Annotated in this window: 13 protein-coding genes; 6 read left to right on the top strand and 7 right to left on the bottom strand. The window is 66.5% G+C overall.

Features of this window, described 5'->3' with window-relative positions; genetic code table 11:
* Positions 1–91 precede the first annotated feature (91 nt).
* The 6 genes from QX132_RS14340 to QX132_RS14315 form a co-directional block, all read right to left on the bottom strand.
* Complete coding sequence (locus tag QX132_RS14340; RefSeq protein ID WP_316161605.1) at positions 92–1,687, bottom strand: gamma-glutamyltransferase family protein; 1,596 nt, start codon at positions 1,685–1,687, stop codon at positions 92–94.
* A 138-nt stretch (positions 1,688–1,825) separates the two neighbouring features.
* Complete coding sequence (locus QX132_RS14335) at positions 1,826–2,209, bottom strand: RidA family protein (protein ID WP_316161604.1); 384 nt, start codon at positions 2,207–2,209, stop codon at positions 1,826–1,828.
* 171 nt (positions 2,210–2,380) lie between these two features.
* Positions 2,381–4,714 carry an acetamidase/formamidase family protein gene (locus tag QX132_RS14330; protein WP_316161602.1) on the bottom strand — a complete coding sequence of 778 codons (2,334 nt, stop codon included), beginning with the start codon at positions 4,712–4,714 and terminating at the stop codon, positions 2,381–2,383.
* A gap of 284 nt (positions 4,715–4,998) precedes the next feature.
* Complete coding sequence (locus tag QX132_RS14325; protein WP_315796139.1) at positions 4,999–6,240, bottom strand: acetamidase/formamidase family protein; 1,242 nt, start codon at positions 6,238–6,240, stop codon at positions 4,999–5,001.
* A gap of 58 nt (positions 6,241–6,298) precedes the next feature.
* On the bottom strand, positions 6,299–7,921 hold the full coding sequence (locus QX132_RS14320) for an amino acid ABC transporter permease/ATP-binding protein (protein ID WP_316161600.1): 1,623 nt from the start codon (positions 7,919–7,921) through the stop codon (positions 6,299–6,301).
* A 329-nt stretch (positions 7,922–8,250) separates the two neighbouring features.
* The gene (locus QX132_RS14315) at positions 8,251–9,141 is read right to left on the bottom strand and encodes an ABC transporter substrate-binding protein (protein ID WP_315778972.1); all 891 of its coding nucleotides are present in this window, start codon (positions 9,139–9,141) and stop codon (positions 8,251–8,253) included.
* Positions 9,142–9,601: 460 nt separating this feature from the next.
* On the opposite strand from QX132_RS14315, the gene QX132_RS14310 reads away from it, so the two are divergent.
* The 6 genes from QX132_RS14310 (at position 9,602) to QX132_RS14285 (ending at position 16,315) form a co-directional block, all read left to right on the top strand.
* On the top strand, positions 9,602–10,426 hold the full coding sequence (locus tag QX132_RS14310) for an ABC transporter permease (RefSeq protein WP_315754810.1): 825 nt from the start codon (positions 9,602–9,604) through the stop codon (positions 10,424–10,426).
* Positions 10,426–11,490 (top strand): ABC transporter ATP-binding protein, encoded by a 1,065-nt coding sequence (locus QX132_RS14305; protein ID WP_315736635.1) that lies wholly within the window; start codon positions 10,426–10,428, stop codon positions 11,488–11,490. The genes QX132_RS14310 and QX132_RS14305 overlap by 1 nt, the downstream gene beginning before the upstream one ends.
* A gap of 31 nt (positions 11,491–11,521) precedes the next feature.
* Positions 11,522–12,553 carry a PotD/PotF family extracellular solute-binding protein gene (locus QX132_RS14300; protein ID WP_315736636.1) on the top strand — a complete coding sequence of 344 codons (1,032 nt, stop codon included), beginning with the start codon at positions 11,522–11,524 and terminating at the stop codon, positions 12,551–12,553.
* Between the two features lie 81 nt (positions 12,554–12,634).
* Entirely contained in the window at positions 12,635–13,465 is an 831-nt protein-coding gene (locus tag QX132_RS14295; RefSeq protein ID WP_316161598.1) for an ABC transporter permease, read from the top strand.
* A gap of 217 nt (positions 13,466–13,682) precedes the next feature.
* Positions 13,683–15,305 carry an amidohydrolase family protein gene (locus tag QX132_RS14290; protein WP_316161597.1) on the top strand — a complete coding sequence of 541 codons (1,623 nt, stop codon included), beginning with the start codon at positions 13,683–13,685 and terminating at the stop codon, positions 15,303–15,305.
* Positions 15,302–16,315: a CobW family GTP-binding protein gene (locus QX132_RS14285; protein WP_316161596.1), complete on the top strand. Its 1,014-nt coding sequence runs from the start codon at positions 15,302–15,304 to the stop codon at positions 16,313–16,315. Before QX132_RS14290 ends, QX132_RS14285 begins: the two co-directional genes overlap by 4 nt.
* Here QX132_RS14285 and QX132_RS14280 read toward each other — a convergent pair.
* A complete protein-coding gene (locus QX132_RS14280) occupies positions 16,308–17,138 on the bottom strand; it encodes an IclR family transcriptional regulator (RefSeq protein ID WP_316161595.1) in 831 nt (276 codons plus the stop codon). The two genes, QX132_RS14285 and QX132_RS14280, sit on opposite strands and share 8 nt — an antisense overlap.
* Positions 17,139–17,210 lie beyond the last annotated feature (72 nt).

The following is a 17,210-nucleotide window of genomic DNA, read 5'->3' as shown; positions in this document are numbered from 1 at the left end:
GACAGCGCCACGATCTCATCTCCCCTCCCCGCAAGGGGGAGGGGAGCGCATCGTCATCGTGGCGATATCTCGAATCTAACGGATCGTTGCGTCAGCTCTCCGCCACCGCATCTCCCCACGCATGGAAGATCTCCGTGGCGCCGCTGTTCACGTCGCCCTCGCGCATCACGACGCTGGGGCAGGCGAATTTCATCGGCATGGTCTGCACGGGCGCTGGGACGGTTTCGAACTTCGCCGTGAGCGCGTCCATCACCTCCTCCGGCAGGCGCGTATCCGCGCCGACCACGTCACCCTCGCTGGCGTCGATGCGAGGCTGGTGGATCGCCGTGTCGAGATCCATGCCGAAGTCCATCACGAAGGAGAGCATCTGCGCCACGGCGGGCAGGATGCGGCGGCCGCCGGAGGCGCCGAGCGCGAGGCGGCGGCCATCGGCGGCCTGCGCCAGCACCGGCGTGTAGTTGGTGAGGCAGCGCTTGCCGGGCGCCAGCGAGTTCGTCGTGCCCGGCGTCGGGTCGAACCACATGATGCCGTTGTTCATCATGATGCCGCTCTGCGGCGCCTGGAATTTCGAGCCGAAACCCGACAGCAGGGTCTGCGTCACCGCGGCCATGTTGCCGTCGTGGTCCACCACCGAGTAGTGCGTGGTGCAGGCCGGTGCCAGATATTCGGCGCCGAGCGCGCGCTTGCCGGGCGCATCGCCCATGTCGTTGAGCCGTTCGCGATAGGCCGACTGCATCGCTTCGGCATAGGCGATGAAGGCGCTTGCATCAGGCGTCTTGCCCGAGGCCGTCACGCGCGCCTGCATCAGCCGCAAGGCGTGTGCGAGCGTCGGGCCGGCCGTCAGCTCCGGCGTCGCGAACACCGTGCCGCCGCGATAGGGAATGCGCAGCGGCTCGCGGTGATGCGCCTCGAACGCGGCGAGGTCATCCACCGAAAGCGCGCCGCCGGCGGCCTGGATGTCGCGGCTGAGCGAGCGCGCAATGTCGCCCCGGTAGAAGTCGCGCGCGCCGGCGCTGGCAAGATGTGCCAGCGTCGCCTTCAACTGCTCCTGCGGCAGCCGCGTCACCGCCTTCGCGCCCCATTGCGGGTTCGGCGGCAAACCATCCTTCAGATAGGCCGCGGCGCTGCCGGGATAGCGGCGCAGGTCTGCGGCGCAGCTCGAGATCATCACGGTGGTCCACCAGTCCACCAGCAGGCCCTCGGCGGCGAGCTTCACGCTCGGCGTGACGAGATCCTGCCACGGCAGCCGCGCGTAGCGGCGATGCGCCGCCTCCATGCCCGCGACGACGCCGGGCACTGCGATCGCGCCGGGGCCGTGCAGATTGCGGTCGTCCTTGACGCGGGGCCAGGGGAAGATGTCGGCTGCGACGCTGCCGTCGTTGGCCAGCGGATAGTCCGCGACGTCAAGGCTGTCGGGGGCGCGCATGCCGTAGTCGATCACCTCGACGTGGTTGTCCCTGGCGCGGTACAGCAGCATGGCGCCGCCGCCGCCGAGGCCGCTCATCCACGGCTCGAGCACGCCGAGCGCAAAGCCGGTCGCCACCACGGCGTCGACGCAGTCGCCGCCCGCGGCGAGCACCTCGGCCCCGACCTCGGCGGCGCGCCGTGACTGTGCCGCGACGATGCCGCCCTTGCTGGTCACCGCCGGCTTGCGGATCTGCTGACGATTGGAAAACTGGTACGGCATGGCACTCCCCCGATCCCGCCTGATTGTCCGGCGAATTGACACCGCCAAGCCTCGGCACACAATCGGCAACAGCGGGACGCTCCCCAGCCCGGATCGAATGACGGTTGCCTGCGTTGAGGAGATGTTTACCAATGGGTATTATGGTCTTCGGCAGACCAGATCGATCTCGATCAGCGCGTCATAGGCGAGACCGGTGACGCCGACGCAGGTGCGGGCCGGCAGCCGGTCCGGCGGGAAGAATGAACGGTAAGTTTCATTCATTGCCGTGTAATCGCGCTTGAACTCGGTCAGGTAAATCCGAGACATCACAATATGTTCGAGACCAAGGTTGAGACCTTGGAGGATGTCCTTCAAGTTCTGCATCACCGCCTTCGTCTGATCCACGATGCCGTCGGGCAGCACGCCCGGTGCCTCCGGTGAATCCGGCATCTGACCGGTGACGAACACGAAGCCGTCGGTCTCGACCGCGTGACTGAACGGCGCCACGGGTTTCGTCGCGCCGGAGATCATGTGGAACTGCATGGTCGGATTCCTCTGCGAGTGAATGTGTAGGGTGGGCAAAGCGGCGCCGCAGGCGACGCGTGCCCACCATCATCAGCGGATGCGCCGCGGTGGGCACGGCGCGACGTACATCATGATCGATGTCGCAGGTTCGCGGGCGCGCCTTTGCCCACCCTACGATTTAGCGTGAACTCAGCCCGCATCCTCGAACAGCCGTTTGCTGAGGATCGCGTGCACGCCCCAATTGCCGTCGACGACCTGGGTGACGCCGAAATCCACCGCGGCCGACATCAGCGCGACCGCCTCGTCCTCGCTCAGGCCTTTGATGTGCATCAGGAAGCGGCGCATCTTGCGGAACGCATCCTTCATCGCGAGGTCGAGCGAGGAGGTCGCGTAGACCTCGCTCTGGCCCTGCGCGCCGAACTCGGCGAGATAGTTCGGGTGGCTGAAGCCGGTCAGCACCCAGTCGGTCTCGGTTTCGATCAGGGGATAGGTGAGATCGGCAAAAGGTTGTCCGGCGAGCTGCGACTTCTTGTGAAGGATGACCTGGAATGTGCCGGTCATCGAGCATTCGATCGCGGTGCCGCCGAGCTCGCCGTCGCCCTGGGTAGCGTGGGGATCGCCGACCGACAGCAGCGCGCCGGGAACGGCGACGGGGAGATACACGGTCGCGCCCTTGCCGAGCCGCCAATTGTCGAGATTGCCGCCGAAATAGGACGGCGGAATCGAATCGACGAAGTCGGCCTCGCGTGGCGCCACGGCGATCACGCCGAAATGCGGCCGCAGCGGAATGCGGATGTTGTCGAGCACGCCGTGGCGGCGCTTGATGCTGCCGGGCGCCACCGGCACGCCGGGATAGTCGTAGGTCGCGTGCACCACGCCGGCCGGATCGGTCTGCGGCTCCCAGCGATAGGAATAGAGTGCGCGCGCATGCGGCTCGGAATCGTCGGCGAAGATCTCGTAGATCGTGACGGCCTCGCGCGGCGCGGGCGGAGCGATCAGCTCATTGTAGTGATAGCCCCACCATGCCGCCACGCTGGAGCCGAAGACGCGGCCTTCATGTTTCGGATTGCGGCTCGGCCGCGGCACGATGTCGAGGATGCGCACCTCGAGCACATCGCCGGGCTGCGCGTCCTTGATGGCGACTGGGCCGGTGCAGATGTGGACGCCAAAGCCTTCGCCGGCGCCGCGGCCGAACACGCTGGCGTCCATCGGACCGGCGCCGCGGCGGTCGACGTTCTTCTTCGCCTTGGTCCAGCCGAACACGCTGAGCGCAGCGGCATCGCCTGAGATCATCAGCTCCGGATCATCGGAGGCATGCTGGGTCAACGTCTCGATCGTGATCGTGTCGCCGGACGAGACCTCCATCTGCGGCGGCAGCGAGCGGCTGAAATAGCCCCAATGCACGCGCTCGGCCGACACCGCCAGATGATGGTGATGCCGCCGCGCGTCCTGGTCGTTGGCTGGCGCGGGCAGGGCGATATCGCTCCTGGCCGCCGCCGGCCTCTCGCAGACGCGCTGCTGCGCCAGCGCATCCTGCGGCCAGCCGCGCTGACCGCGCGGGGCCGCCGACGTCATCGCCTGTTCCGCCTTCTGCTGCCGGAACTCGCGCGGCGACAGGCCGAAGCGGGCGCGGAAGCTGCGGCTGAAATGCGCTGAATCGGCGAAGCCGTAGCGATAGGCGATCTCCGAGATCGAATGGTTGGCTTCGGCTGGATTGGACAGGTCGGTCCAGGCCCTCTGCAGCCGCCGTTCCTTGACGTAGTGACTGAAATTGTCGCCGGCGCCTTCGAACAGTTTTTGCAGATAGCGCTCTGAGATGCCTTCGGCCTGGGCCACCCGCGCCGGCGTCAGCTCGGCATCGTCGAGCCGCCGCTCGATGGTCTGGCAGATCCGGTGCAGGATCGCGGCCTGCGTCGCGCTGCTGCCGGCCTCCGTTGCTGGCACCGCCTGCTGATGCGCGAGCGTCAGCAGCAGATCGACCAGGCTCTGCGCGACCGTGCTCCATTCGGCGTCGCTGAGCGTTTCGAGCGCCCGCGCGGTGGCCTCGATGGTGCGGCAGATTACGTCGGCAAGGCCGCTTGGCGCGATCACCTGTGGGGCGGCCAATTTCAGCTTGCCGCTGATGCGGCCATGCAGGGCATCTGATGTCACCGATAGCCCGATGGCGCGCAGATCGCGCTGGAACGCGATGTTCCAGTCGCCGACGCGCGGCAATAGCATCAGATGTCCCGCGGGGACGATGCGATGGCTGTCGCCGCTGCGGAGCACGGCGCCGTCGTCGATCGCGAGCAACGCAATCGGCAGGTCCTCATGGGCTTGCGGAACCGCGGTGATGACCTGCGAGCCCGCCGCCAGCCGCGACAGCGCGATACCCGGCGCGCTGCGATGCGAGGCGGTCGCATGGCCGTCATAGAACGGCGCCTTGGCAGCCGGCTGCAACCCGACCGCGTTCAGGACATCACGCCACGCCTCAGGACGCTCGTCCCGCGCGTAGGATTCACTGGTGAACGGACGAAAACTCATGGCACGACCCGGGTCCGGGAATTCGAAGCAACCCCCGTGCCAGATGAGTTTCATGGTCTGTCGTCTCTGTAGCGGCATGTCGGCGCTGGCCAGTGCTTTCGTCCCGGTTTCATTGAAGCCAACGCTGTCGCCGCGCGCTGAGTGCGCTCCCCTCCCCCTTGCGGGGAGGGGTTGGGGGTGGGGGTCCACATCGGCAGTGTCGCCCGGGGCACCCCCCACCCCAACCCTCCCCCGCAAGGGGGGAGGGTGCGCACTGCGCGACGGCTTTTATGACCAACGTCGAATCAATCACACCGGAACACGTTCTTCCGGATCGTGCCGTGGACGCCCCAATTGGCATCCACCACCTGGGTGACGCCAAAGTCGGCACCGACCGACATCAGCGAGATCGCCTCGTCCTCGCTGAGATGATGCACCGTCATCAAGAAGCGGCGGAGCTTGCGGAAGGCGTCGCGCATCGCGCGGTCGAGGCTGGAGTGGCTGGCGATCTCGGTCTGCGCGTTGGCGCCGAGCTCGGCGAGATAGTTCGGATAGGTGAAGCCGTACACCGACCACGCCTGGTCGGTCTCCAGCAGCGGATGCGTGAGGCCTTCGAGCTGGGTGCCGCCAAGGTCGCTCTTCTTGTGGAGGATGAACTCGAAGTCGCCGGTCAGCGAGGTCTCGATCGCGGTGCCGCCGAGCTCGCTATCGCCTTGCGCGGCATGGGGATCGCCGACCGAGAAATACGCGCCGGGCACGGCGACCGGATAATACATCCGCGCGCCCTTGCCGATGCGCCAGTCGTCGATGTTGCCGCCGGTGTAGCTCGGCGGAATCGAGGAGACGTAGTCGGCCTCCGACGGCGCCAGCCCCATGGTGCCGAAATGCAGCCGCGCCGGCACCTTGATGTTCGGCAAAATGTTCTCGCGCTTCCTGATCGTGCTGTGGTCGACCGGCACGCCGGGATAGTCGATGGTCGGATGCACGATGCCGTCGGGATCGGTCTGCGGCGTCCAGACATAGTTGTAGACCGCCTTGGCGAACGGCTCGCCCGATGTGTCGAGCTCGAAGATGGTGATGACCTCGCGCGGCTTCGGTTCCTCGATCAGGTCGTGATAGTGGAAGCCCCAATTGGCGGCGGCGTTGGAGCCGAAGCACTTGCCGGCATGGCAGCCGCACCGGCTCGGCCGCGGCTTGATGTCGAGGATGCGCACCTCCAGCACGTCGCCTGGCTCGGCCCCCTCGATCGCAACCGGGCCGGTCAGCAGATGCACGCCGACGCCCTCACCGGAGCCGCGGATGAACGGGCCTTCGGTCGGGCCCGAGCCGCGCCGTGCCACCGCCTTGTGTTCCCTGGTCCACTTGAACACGCTCTCGGCGCCGGGATCGTCCTTGATCATGCGCTCATAGTCGTCATTGGCGTGATGCGTCAGCGTCTCGATCGTGGCGCGGTCGCCGGAGCGCAAGGTGAGAGCCGGTGTCACCACCTTGGAAAAATACCCCCAATGGATGGTCTTCGGGGACACCGGCAGCAGATGGTGCTTCATGCAAGGGCCTCATGAAAGATCGGACGCGAGATCGTTGATGTTGACGTGAAGGATGAACTCATGCGACCGCATCCTCCGGCCGCTCTGCCTCCATCACCGAGAGGAAGCGCGCGGTCAGCGGGTGGCGCGGGTTGGTCAGCACCTCATGGGCCGGTCCCTCTTCGAGGATGACGCCGCCATTGAGGAAGGCGACCCGGTCGGCGACCTCGTCGGCGAAGCGGACCTGATGCGTCGAGATGATCATGGTCAGACCGTCGTCGACGGCGAGGCGGCGGATCACCTCCAGCACCTCGTTGACCAACTCGGGATCGAGCGCGGAGGTCGGCTCGTCCAGCAGCAGCACGCTCGGGTTCGGCGCCAGCGCGCGGGCAATCGCCACGCGCTGCTGCTGGCCGCCGGAGAGATGCCGCGGCAGCGCATCGGCGCGATGCGACAGGCCGACGCGGTCGAGCAACTCGGCCGCGCGGCGGTCGGCTTCGAACCGGCCCAGGCCGTGCACCCAGCGCAGGGGACCTGCGACGTTCTCCTTCGCCGTGAGATGCCCAAACAGGTTGAACTGCTGGAACACCATGCCGACGCCGACATTGGCGCGCTCGTTGGCGACCGCGCGCGGCGTCAGCCTGCGCCCCTGCTCGTCGAAGCCAAGCTTGCGGCCGCCGACGCGAATCTCGCCTGCATCCCAGTTCTCCAGATGATTGATGCAGCGGAGCAAGGTGCTCTTGCCGGAGCCGGAGGGGCCGAGCAGCGCGATCACCTCGCCGATGCGCACCGTGAGATCGAGCCCGTCCAGCACTCTGTTGCCGTCATAGGCCTTGCGCAGCTCCTTGACCTCGACCGCGACGTTGTTGCGGGCGATGGTCGCGGCGCGCCGGGCGCGGTCCTCGACCGTCAGCGCGAGCGGCGGCGTTTCCTTCAGCTCGGCCGGCTCGGGCGGTGTGGCGTCGACCGGGACCTTTTCGGCCTGCGCCAGGCTGGTGGCGAGATCGATGCGGCGCCACGGGAGATAATCGGCGAGCCGGCGCTGCTTCGTCGTGCGGTCGAGATCGAGCAGCCATTCCAGCGCGAGCTGGATGACGCTGATCGCGCCGGTCAGCAGGAGATAGATGAGACCCGAGGCGAAGAAGATCGAGAAGAAGTCGAAGGTGGAGGAGGCGAGCTGCGTCGAGCGCAAGGTCAATTCCTGCACGGCGATGACGGAGGCGAGCGAGGAGTTCTTCAGCGCGCTCACCGCCTCGTTGCCGAAGGCCGGGATCATCGTGCGGATCGCCTGCGGCGCGATGATCCGGCGCATCAGCACTGATGGCGTCATGCCGAGCGCCTGGCCCGCCAGGAGCTGGCCGCGATCGACGCCGAGCACGCCGGATCGCAGCATCTCGGCGATGAACGGCGCCTCGTTGCAGGCGAGCGCGAGGCCCGCCGCCAGCACCGCCGGCAGCTTGATGCCGATATGCGGCAGCGCGTCGTAGGCGAACACCATCTGCAGGATCAGTGGCGTGCCGCGGAAGATCACGGTATAGCCGCGCGCAATCGCGGCCAGCAGCCAGAACCGGCTGAGCTGCATGCCGGCGAGGATGAGGCCGAGGACCAGTCCGCCGATCAGGCCGAGCGCGGTGACCTGCAGCGTGAGCTCGATGCCCATGAGCAGATACGGCATGCTGAGATAGTGCAGGAAGAGGGACATCGATGATTGCAGCCTGATGAGTGCCGTAGGGTGGGCAAAGGCGCGAAGCGCCGCGCCCACCGTGGTGTTTCGGAACAGCGTTGGTGGGCACGCTGCGCTTTGCCCACCCTACGAACTACGAAGTTGGCTCATATGCACACGTCAGCCGCTGAGCTTGGAGTGTCGCTGAGGAGCCGGTGCGCTCCCTCCCCCCTTGTGGGGGAGGGTTGGGGAGGGGGGGCCCAGCAAAGACTGTCATCTGTGGACCCCCACCCCCACCCCCTCCCCGCAAGGGGGAGGGGAGCGCGCCGTCTTCGCCGCTATCTCTCGCGTCAAACGGAGCGGTGCTCTTAGTCCGCCGTCAAAATATCCGGCTCCTTGAAGTTCGCGGGATCGAGCTGCCACTTCTTCAGCAGCTCCTGATGGATGCCTTCCTTCTGCACCTCGATCAGGGCGGCGAGCACGGCGTCGCGGAATTTCGGCTTGTCCTTCGGCACGGCGATGCCGACCGAATAGGGGATGGTCACCGCGATCGCCTTCTCCAGCTTGTCCGGATAAGCCTTCACCGCCTGGTCCACCGTGTTGACGTCGTTGACATAGGTGTCGGCGCGACCGGCGAGGATGGCCTGGATGCAATTGGCGTTGTTGTCGTAGAGCTGCAGCGTCGGCTCCGGCTTGCCTTCGGCCTTGCACTTCGGCGCGAGGTCCTGGATCAGCGGCACCTCGACATAGCCGGTGTTCTCGGCCGCCGCCGCGCCGCACATCGTCATGTTGATCCCGTTGATGCCCTTCGGATTGCCCTTCGCGACCAGCACGCCGTCGAACACCTTGGAGTAGGTGATGAAGTCGGCGGCCTTGGCGCGCTCCTTGGTGGCATAGATGTCGGAGATGACGATGTCGGCCTGGCCGCTCGCCAGCGTCGTCAGCAGCGCGGCGAACGTGACCGGCTTGTAGGTCAGCTTGAAGCCGAGGCAGTCGCCGATGGCTTCGCCGAGGTCGATGTCGAAGCCGACATATTTGCTCGGATCCTTCGGGTCGATCGATTCGTAGCCCGGTGTGTGCGGATTGATGGCGTTGACGAGCGTCTTGCCCTTCCAGTCCGGATATTTCTCCTTGAGCGCCGCGCACCCTGCGGGCGCCGCCGCCTGTGCGTCGATCGGCGCGAGAAGTCCCGTCGCAATGATGGCGCAGAGCGCGGCAAGCCACGCGCGCCGCGCTCCAGTGAATAGCCTCGTCTGCATGTTGCCAGCTCCTTCGAACGATGTGTCGCGCTGGTCCGGCGGTGCATTGGTGCCGTCGCCCCGGTCCAAGCTCGACGGCAAGCTTAGGTGCGAGCCTGCGCGGATGACTTGTCCGTAGGCGCACAAAATATTGGATCGTGCCGGTGCAAGAATTGAGCACGCATTGCTCAAATCCGCGCCGCCGCGACGGACCGGCGCGCACGCGTCAAGTCCGCCTGTGCGGTCCTCGAAGATTCCGAAAGTCGAAAATCGGTCACGCCGGCGACGGGGCAGGTGCGCATGGCGCTAGCGCCAAGATGGAGGTGGCGCCACGTCACGCGTCAGGATCGTGGCGTCGCTGCATCGCTCCGCCCATGCGTATGTGCATTGCGATAACTCGTGTCGCAGGCTTGGCGGCAGCGGAGCTGCCGACTACGATGCCGCCGCACAAGTTGCTGATCTGTTTGTTGAGGTGTCTGCAATGCTGTTCCGTTTTACGGGACAACCATCACTCGGCCAATTCGCAGTGCGGACACTGATCGTCGTCGCCTACGCAATTATCTTCGCGCCCGTGATCATGATCGTGGTGACCAGCTTCTTCGCGCAGGAGATCGTGAGCTTCCCGCCGCCTGGCCTGTCGCTGAAGTGGTACGCCAACGCGCTGAGCAAGCCGGAATTCCTGCGCGGCCTCGTGACGAGCTTCCAGGTCGCGCTGCTCGCGACGGCGATCGGCGTGCCCGTCGGCACCGCGGCTGCGCTCGCCATTGTGCGCGGCGAGTTCCGCGGTCGGCAGGCGCTGTCGTCGTTCCTATTGGCGCCGCTGGCGGTGCCCGGCGTGGTCGCCGGCTCCGGCCTCTACATGTTCTACGTGCTCGCCGAGGATCTGCTCGACCGCGACATCAAGGCGACGACGGAAGGGCTCGTGGCCGCGCATACGCTGCTCGCGATTCCCTGGACGGTGCGGCTGGTTGTCGCCAGCCTGCAGGGGCTCGACCGTGCCGCCGAGGAGGCCGCCGCCAATCTCGGTGCGAGCCCGTTCACGGTGTTCCGCCGCATCACCCTGCCGATGATGCGCTCAGGGATCGTCGCGGCGGCGATGTTCTCCTTCATCCAGAGTTTCGAGAATCTCGATCTGTCGATGCTGCTGGTCGGTCCCGGCCGCATTACGCTGCCTGTTGCCATGCTGAACTATCTCGAATTCCGCATCGATCCGACGCTCGCCGCCGTCGCCACCGTGCAGATCGCGCTGGTCGGACTGCTGATGGTGGTGACCGATCGCTTCGTCAAATTGTCGCGGGTGGTGTGATGGCGCAGCTCACGCTCGAGAAGCTGACCAAGCGCTTCGGCACCTCCATCGGAGTGGAAGGATTGGATCTCTCGGTCAACGAGGGCGAGCTGGTCGCGCTGCTCGGGCCCTCCGGTTGCGGCAAGACGACGACCTTGCGCATGGTCGCGGGCTTCCTGCCGCCCACGAGCGGCCGCGTGCTGTTCGACCGCGAGGACGTCACGCATCTGCCGGCCTACAAGCGTGCCACCGGCATGGTGTTCCAGTCCTATGCGCTGTTTCCGCACATGAGCGCGGCCGACAATGTCGGCTTCGGCCTGGAGATGCGCGGCCTCAACGCGGTCGAGCGAAAGATCAAGGTCGCCGACGCGCTCAAGCTGGTACGGCTGTCGCATCTCGCCGACCGGCTGCCGCGGCAATTGTCCGGCGGCCAGCAGCAGCGCGTGGCGCTGGCGCGTGCGCTGGTGATCAATCCGCGCATCTTCCTGCTCGACGAGCCCTTGTCGAATCTCGACGCCAAGCTGCGCGCCGAGGTGCGGCTCGAGATCCGCGCGCTGCAGCAGCGGCTCGGCCTGACCACTCTGATGGTGACGCATGACCGCGAGGAGGCGCTGACCATGGCCGACCGCCTCGTGGTGATGGAGGGCGGCCGCGTCCGCCAGATCGGCACGCCGCAGGAGCTGTACGACTCGCCGAAGGATGCGTTCGTCGCCGACTTCGTCGGCCGATGCAACATCGTGGCGGGCCGGCGGGCGAACGAGAGCCAGTTCCGCACCAACGGCGGCCTGCTGCTACCGGTCGATGTCGCCAGCGGCGAGCGCGACGATGCCGATGCTTTCGCGCTGCGGCCTGAACGCATTGCCGTGGTGGCCGGTGAGTCCGGCGAGGTGCGCGGCCGCGTGCTGGCGATCACCTATATGGGCGCGCAGAGCGAATATGTGGTGGCGATCGGCGACGAGACGCTGGTGGCCGTCAGGCCAACGCCCGACGCGAGCGAGCCGCTGGCAACACTCAAACCGAACGATCCCGTGTCCCTGGAATGGGACCGCAAGGTCCCGCGTCTCGTGCCGCAGACAGCTTCGTAAACACCATCCATTCACAGCGAGAGGTTCTCCCATGATTTCGCGACGTCACTTTCTCTCTGCCAGCGCCGGCGTCGCCGCGCTGGCGTCCGGCATGCCCTCTGCGCGCGCCGAGGGCGGACAGGTCGTGGTCGGCACCTGGGGTGGCGACTACGGCCAGTTGCTCTCCGACATCATCGACAAGCCGATCATGACGCCCAGGGGTTTTGAGATCGTGCAGGACGTCGCCAATGCCGATCCGCGCAAGACCAAGCTGCTGGCCGAGCGGCAGAGCCGGCGCGGCTCGATGGACGTCGCCTGCCTGTCCGACAACGACGCCTACATCGTGTCGCAATCGGATGTGTTCGAGAAGGTCGATGCGGCGCAGGTGAAGCGGCTGGACAAGGTGTTCCCGGAGCTCCGGAGCGAGATCGCGATCCCGCACATCTATTCGGCGCAGGTGATCCTCTACAACACCAACCAGGTGAAGACGCCGCCGCAATCCTTCGCGGATCTGTGGGATCCGAAATGGCGTGGCCGCATCGGCCTCGCCGACATCCTCTATCCCAACAACACGCTGGCGGCGGCGCTCGCCGGCGGTGGCGGCGTCAGCAATCTCGATCCGGCCGAGAAGAAGCTGATGGAATGGCGCTCGCTCGACGTGAAGATCTATCCGTCCAACGAGGCGCTGGCGGCGGCGCTGAAGTCGGAGGAGGTGTGGCTGACCACGATGTGGCTCGCCCGCGGCTTCATGTGGAAGAAGTCCGGCATCCCGCTCGCCCACGTCGTGCCGAAGGAGGGCACCCCGGCGATCGTGTTCCAGGCCTCGGTTCCGAAGAACGCCAAGAACAAGGCCGGCGGCTTCGCCTATCTCGACGCGATGCTGGACGCCAAGGCGCAAGGCGGCTTCGCCGACAAGATGGGCTACGTCCCGACCGTCACCGACGCCGTGCTGCCGGAGGACCTCGCCAAGCAGGTCAGCCTGACCGAGGCTGAGCGCGCCCGCCTGCTGAAGCCGGACTATGCCTATGCCGCAGGGCGCTCGCAGCGCACGCTCGACTTCTGGAACAAGGAGTTCAAGGCGTAAGCCTTGAACTCATGCTCCTGCGGCGCAGGCCGCAGGAGCATGCGGCTGATGCGCCGCTCATCTGCAATCGGAGCTCGCGCGATGGCGCTGCTGGTCGTTCCTGCCTGTCTGCTGGTCCTGGCGCTGCTGGTCGGGCCGATGATCCTGATGTTCCGGATCTCGCTCAACCAGTTCAGCCCGACCCAATTGATGGTGCAGGCGCTGTCGCCGGACAACTACATCAAGGCCGCGACCGATCCGTACTACCAGCAGATCATCCTGGCCACGCTGGGCATCGCGCTGCTGTGCACCTTGCTCACGCTGATCCTGGCGTTTCCGGCGGCGTATTGGCTCGGCCGCATGGAGAGTCGCTGGAAGAGCCTGGTCGTGATCGCGACCCTGTTTCCGCTGCTGGTCGGCAACGTCGTCCGCTCCGCCGGCTGGATGGCGCTGTTCGCGCGCGACGGGCTCGTGAATACGAGCCTGATGAAGCTTGGCCTGATCTCCGCGCCGCTCGAGATCATGTACACGACCAAGGCCGTGATCATCGGCATCATCGCCGTGGTGCTGCCCTACATGATCCTGACGCTCTCGGCGGTCATCGAAAGCATTCCCCGCGACCTGGAATATGCCGCCGCCAATCTCGGCGCCTCGGGCGCGCGGGTGTTCTGGCGGGTGATCCTGCCGCTGTCCGGCCCCGGCGTGGCCGCCGGCTCGATCCTGGTGTTCGTGTTGTGCATGAACACCTATGCAACGGCGGTGCTTCTCGGCGGCCCGCGATTCAAGATGATGGCGCCGGCCGTCTACGACCAGTTCGTGCGCGGCAACAACTGGCCGATGGGCGCCGCGCTCGCCTTCATGCTGCTCGCGGTGACCATGGCCTTTACGGTGTTCGGCAGCGTGGCGTTCGCACGGCGATATCGGACGGGATAAGGGCGTTGGGCGTCATTGCGAGGAGCGCAGCGACGAAGCAATCCAGACTTCCTTCGTCGCCCCTGGATTGCTTCGCTGCGCTCGCAATGACGGAAAAACCATTCGTAGGGTGGGCAAAGGCGCGGAGCGCCGTGCCCACCATCTTGCAAGAGAAGGACGGACGGTGGGCACGCTACGCTTTGCCCACCCTATGCTTCGAAAATGAGGAAACGCCTTCATGACCGACCAAGCCACGACGCTGCCGGGCGATGAGCTCGCCTTCATCCGGAACAAGGGCGCGGCGCCGATCGTGCCGAAGGCCACGTCGCGCGATCGCGGCATCGGGCCGTTCAAGCGGCTGGCGCTGCGCAGCGCCATTGTGATCGACGGCACCGGCGCGCCGCCGATCGGGCCGGTCGACATCATCGTCGAGGATGGCCGCATCGTCAGCATCAAGAAGGTCGTCGGCTACGGCTATGCCGGCAACGCCGGCGAGCCCGCCGATCACGAGATCGACTGCCGCGGCAAATGGGTGACGCCGGGCTTCGTCGACTGCCACGCCCATGCCGGCGTGGCCTATCACTCCGCCAATGGCTGGGTGCCGCCGGTCGACTATGTCTACAAGCTCTGGCTGGCGCACGGCGTCACCACGGTGCGCGAGATGGGCTCGATGAATGGCCTGTCCTGGATGCTCGACCAGAAGCAGCGCGCCGCCGACAACAGCATCGCCTCGCCGCGGCTGCTGGCCTATGCGTACTTTCCGGCCGTCAACGACATGGTCAAGACGATCTACACGCCGGAGCAGGGCCGGAGCTGGCTGCGTGCGGTGAAGGAGCGCGGCGCCGACGGCATCAAGTTCTTCGGCGCGCCGCCGGCAATCATGGAAGCTGCGCTCGACGAGTGCAAGACGCTGGGCTTGCGCACCGGCTGCCACCACGCCCAGATGGCGGTGTCGCGCATGAACGCCCTGACCACGGCGCGCTGGGGCCTCACCAGCGCAGAGCATTATTACGGCCTGCCGGAGGCGCTGTTCGAGGATCGCGTGATCCAGAACTTCCCGCTCGACTACAACTACACCGACGAATATTTCCGCTTCTCGGTGTCGGGCCAGATGTTCAGGCAGGGCGCCGAGCCCGGCTCGGCCAAGTGGAACGAGGTGCTGGAGCAGTTCCTGGAGATCGGCTTCACCTTCGTGCCGACGTTTACGATCTACGACGCCAACCGCGACCTGATGCGGGCGCGCCAGGCCTATTGGCACAAGGAGTACACCTGGAAGTCGATGTGGGACTACTTCACGCCGCAGCGCGGCGGCCACGGCTCCTACTGGTATCGCTGGTCGACCCAGAACGAGATCGAGTGGAAGGAGAACTACCGGCTCTGGATGGCGTTCATCAACGAATACAAGAACCGCGGCGGCCGGGTCTGCACCGGCTCGGATTCCGGCTTCATCTACCAGATCTTCGGCTTCGGCTATGTCCGCGAGCTCGAGCTGTTGCAGGAGGCCGGCTTCCATCCGCTCGAGGTGATCCGCTCGGCGACCTCGCAGGGCGCGGCGCTGTGCGGCCTCGAGAACGAGATCGGTACCATCGACATCGGCATGCGCGCCGACATCCTTGTGCACGACCACAACCCGCTGACCGATTTCAAGCTGCTCTACGGCACCGGCGCGATGCGCTTCAACGACGCCACCAACGCGGTTGAGTGGCATCGCGGCCTGAAATACACGATCAAGGACGGCATCATCTACGATACCGAGGAATTGCTGGCCGACGTCCGCGAGCTGGTGAAGGCGAGCTGGGAGAGCGACGTGCCGGAGAAATACGCCGCCAAGGATAAAGACAAGGACGCCGCGGCGCCATGAGCGCCGGTGCAATCGACTTCTTCGTCCTCACCGGCTTCCTCGGCTCGGGCAAGACCTCGCTGCTGCGCGACGTGCTGAGCGCGGAGACCGGCTCGGACACCGCCGTGATCGTCAACGAGGCCGGCGAAATCGGGCTCGACGGTGTGCTGCTGCGTGAGAGTGGCGACGACGTGCCGATGGCGATGCTGTCGAACGGCTGCGTGTGCTGCCAGGTCGGCAGCGATCTCGCCTTCACCATCGACCGCCTGATCATGGCGCCGCGCCCCGCCGGCCTGCCGCCCTTGCGCCGGATCATCCTGGAGACGTCGGGCCTGGCGATGCCCGGCCCGGTGCTGCGCCAGCTCGCGACGCTGGCCGAGCACCGCATGCGCGTCGCGGTCGTCGCAACCTACGACCTGACGCGAGGGCTCGCCGTCGCGACATTCGAGGAAGCTGCGGCGCAATGGGCGGCAGCGCATCGCATCGTCGCGACCAAGGCCGATCTCGCGCCGCCGGCGTTGACCGAGGCGCCGGTTGCGATCGCGCAGCTCAATCCGGTCGCTGAGGCCATTGCCGGTGCCGATCGTGCGGCCGTCGTGGCGGCCGCCTTCGCGCCGCTCACGGCGTCACTGCCGTTGCGCGACGTCGCGCCCGAGCTGGCCGCGCCGCACCCGCGCCTCGCGCTTTGTCTTGTCCGCCCGCTGTCCGAGATCGCCTACGCGGATCTTGCCAGCTGGCTCGACAATGCCGCAGGCCGGCTCGGCGAGCGGCTGCTGCGCATCAAGGGCCTCGTGAAGGTGTCCGAGGCGCCGCGGCCACTGCTGGTCGAGAGCGTCGGCACGGTGTTCTCGCCGCCGCGGCAATTGACGGCGGAGAAGCCGCCGGCGCCCTTCCTCGTCGTGATCGCGCGCGACATCAATCGCGACGAGCTCGAACAGGTCGAGTCAGCGGAACTGTTCACGTTCTCCTGGCGCGAGCCCGAGAGCGAAGCAGCGCAGCCGAGGGGCATCCGCGCGGAGTGGGTCACTTAGACGGCGCGCCCCCGATCGTGCTCAAACTGCGCGACGGATAGCGCAGCGCAATGTCGAACGGGTTGAGCCTGCCGGCCAGCGCCGTTGCCTCGGTCTGCAGGATCTTCACGACATGCGGCAGCCGATCGGGATTGAGCCGCTCCGCGAGCGTACCGACGCTGAGCGCGGCCACCGCGCGGCCCTGCGCGTCGAGCACGGGCACGCCGACGCCGGCCATGCCAGGAATGAGCCCGGTGCTGGTGTTGACCCAGCCCTGCGCGCGCGCCTGCGCCAGCGCACTGCGCAGCGAGGCTTCGTCGAGGAAGCCGCGATCGAGCAGGCGCGGGATGTTGAAGCGGATCACCGCCTCCCGCTCGTCCTCGGGCAGGTTGGCGAGAATGGCGAGACTGCCCTGGCCGAGTCCGAGCGGCACCTTGCCGCCGATGTCGCCGGTGAAGGAGCGGATCGGAAACGGACCCTCGACGCGGTCGAGGCAGACCGCATCGAAGCCGTTGCGCACCAGCAGGAAGATCGTGTCGCTCAGGGTCGCCGACAGCCGCAGCAATGCCGGCCGCGCGGCCTCGCGCAGGCCGCTGGCCTGGCCGGCGCGCGCGGCAAGCACGTAGAAGTCCAGCGCGAGGCGATAGCGCTTTCCGGCCGCCTGCTCGGCGAAACCCTCCGCGGCGAGGTCCTGCAGCATGCGGTGCGCGGTCGGCTGGCTGCAGCCCGCGACCTCGGCGATGTCCTTCAGCCGCAGCCCGTCGGGGTCGCCCTCGGCGAGAATGCGCAGCAGCTTCAGGGCCCGGCGAAGGCTGGAGGCAGAGTCGGTGTCGGATGGAGTCATCTGTTTGATTGAATGGGAGCGCGCAGTTTGAAGATAAGATTTCATATATCAAAATTCGAAAGAGATAAATTC

It is taken from the genome of Bradyrhizobium sp. SZCCHNRI20481, assembly GCF_032485055.1.
GTDB lineage: Bacteria > Pseudomonadota > Alphaproteobacteria > Rhizobiales > Xanthobacteraceae > Bradyrhizobium.
This window is presented reverse-complemented; position numbering and strand designations above follow the sequence as displayed.

What these genes read in the sequence shown, in the direction of transcription:
- QX132_RS14340 (WP_316161605.1), bottom strand. Translation starts at nt 1,687, where the DNA reads ATGCCGTACCAGTTTTCCAATCGTCAGCAGATCCGCAAGCCGGCGGTG.
- QX132_RS14300 (WP_315736636.1), top strand. Translation starts at nt 11,522, where the DNA reads ATGATTTCGCGACGTCACTTTCTCTCTGCCAGCGCCGGCGTCGCCGCG.
- QX132_RS14280 (WP_316161595.1), bottom strand. Translation starts at nt 17,138, where the DNA reads ATGACTCCATCCGACACCGACTCTGCCTCCAGCCTTCGCCGGGCCCTG.
- QX132_RS14320 (WP_316161600.1), bottom strand. Translation starts at nt 7,921, where the DNA reads ATGTCCCTCTTCCTGCACTATCTCAGCATGCCGTATCTGCTCATGGGC.
- QX132_RS14315 (WP_315778972.1), bottom strand. Translation starts at nt 9,141, where the DNA reads ATGCAGACGAGGCTATTCACTGGAGCGCGGCGCGCGTGGCTTGCCGCG.
- QX132_RS14330 (WP_316161602.1), bottom strand. Translation starts at nt 4,714, where the DNA reads ATGAGTTTTCGTCCGTTCACCAGTGAATCCTACGCGCGGGACGAGCGT.
- QX132_RS14310 (WP_315754810.1), top strand. Translation starts at nt 9,602, where the DNA reads ATGCTGTTCCGTTTTACGGGACAACCATCACTCGGCCAATTCGCAGTG.
- QX132_RS14295 (WP_316161598.1), top strand. Translation starts at nt 12,635, where the DNA reads ATGGCGCTGCTGGTCGTTCCTGCCTGTCTGCTGGTCCTGGCGCTGCTG.
- QX132_RS14325 (WP_315796139.1), bottom strand. Translation starts at nt 6,240, where the DNA reads ATGAAGCACCATCTGCTGCCGGTGTCCCCGAAGACCATCCATTGGGGG.
- QX132_RS14335 (WP_316161604.1), bottom strand. Translation starts at nt 2,209, where the DNA reads ATGCAGTTCCACATGATCTCCGGCGCGACGAAACCCGTGGCGCCGTTC.
- QX132_RS14290 (WP_316161597.1), top strand. Translation starts at nt 13,683, where the DNA reads ATGACCGACCAAGCCACGACGCTGCCGGGCGATGAGCTCGCCTTCATC.
- QX132_RS14305 (WP_315736635.1), top strand. Translation starts at nt 10,426, where the DNA reads ATGGCGCAGCTCACGCTCGAGAAGCTGACCAAGCGCTTCGGCACCTCC.
- QX132_RS14285 (WP_316161596.1), top strand. Translation starts at nt 15,302, where the DNA reads ATGAGCGCCGGTGCAATCGACTTCTTCGTCCTCACCGGCTTCCTCGGC.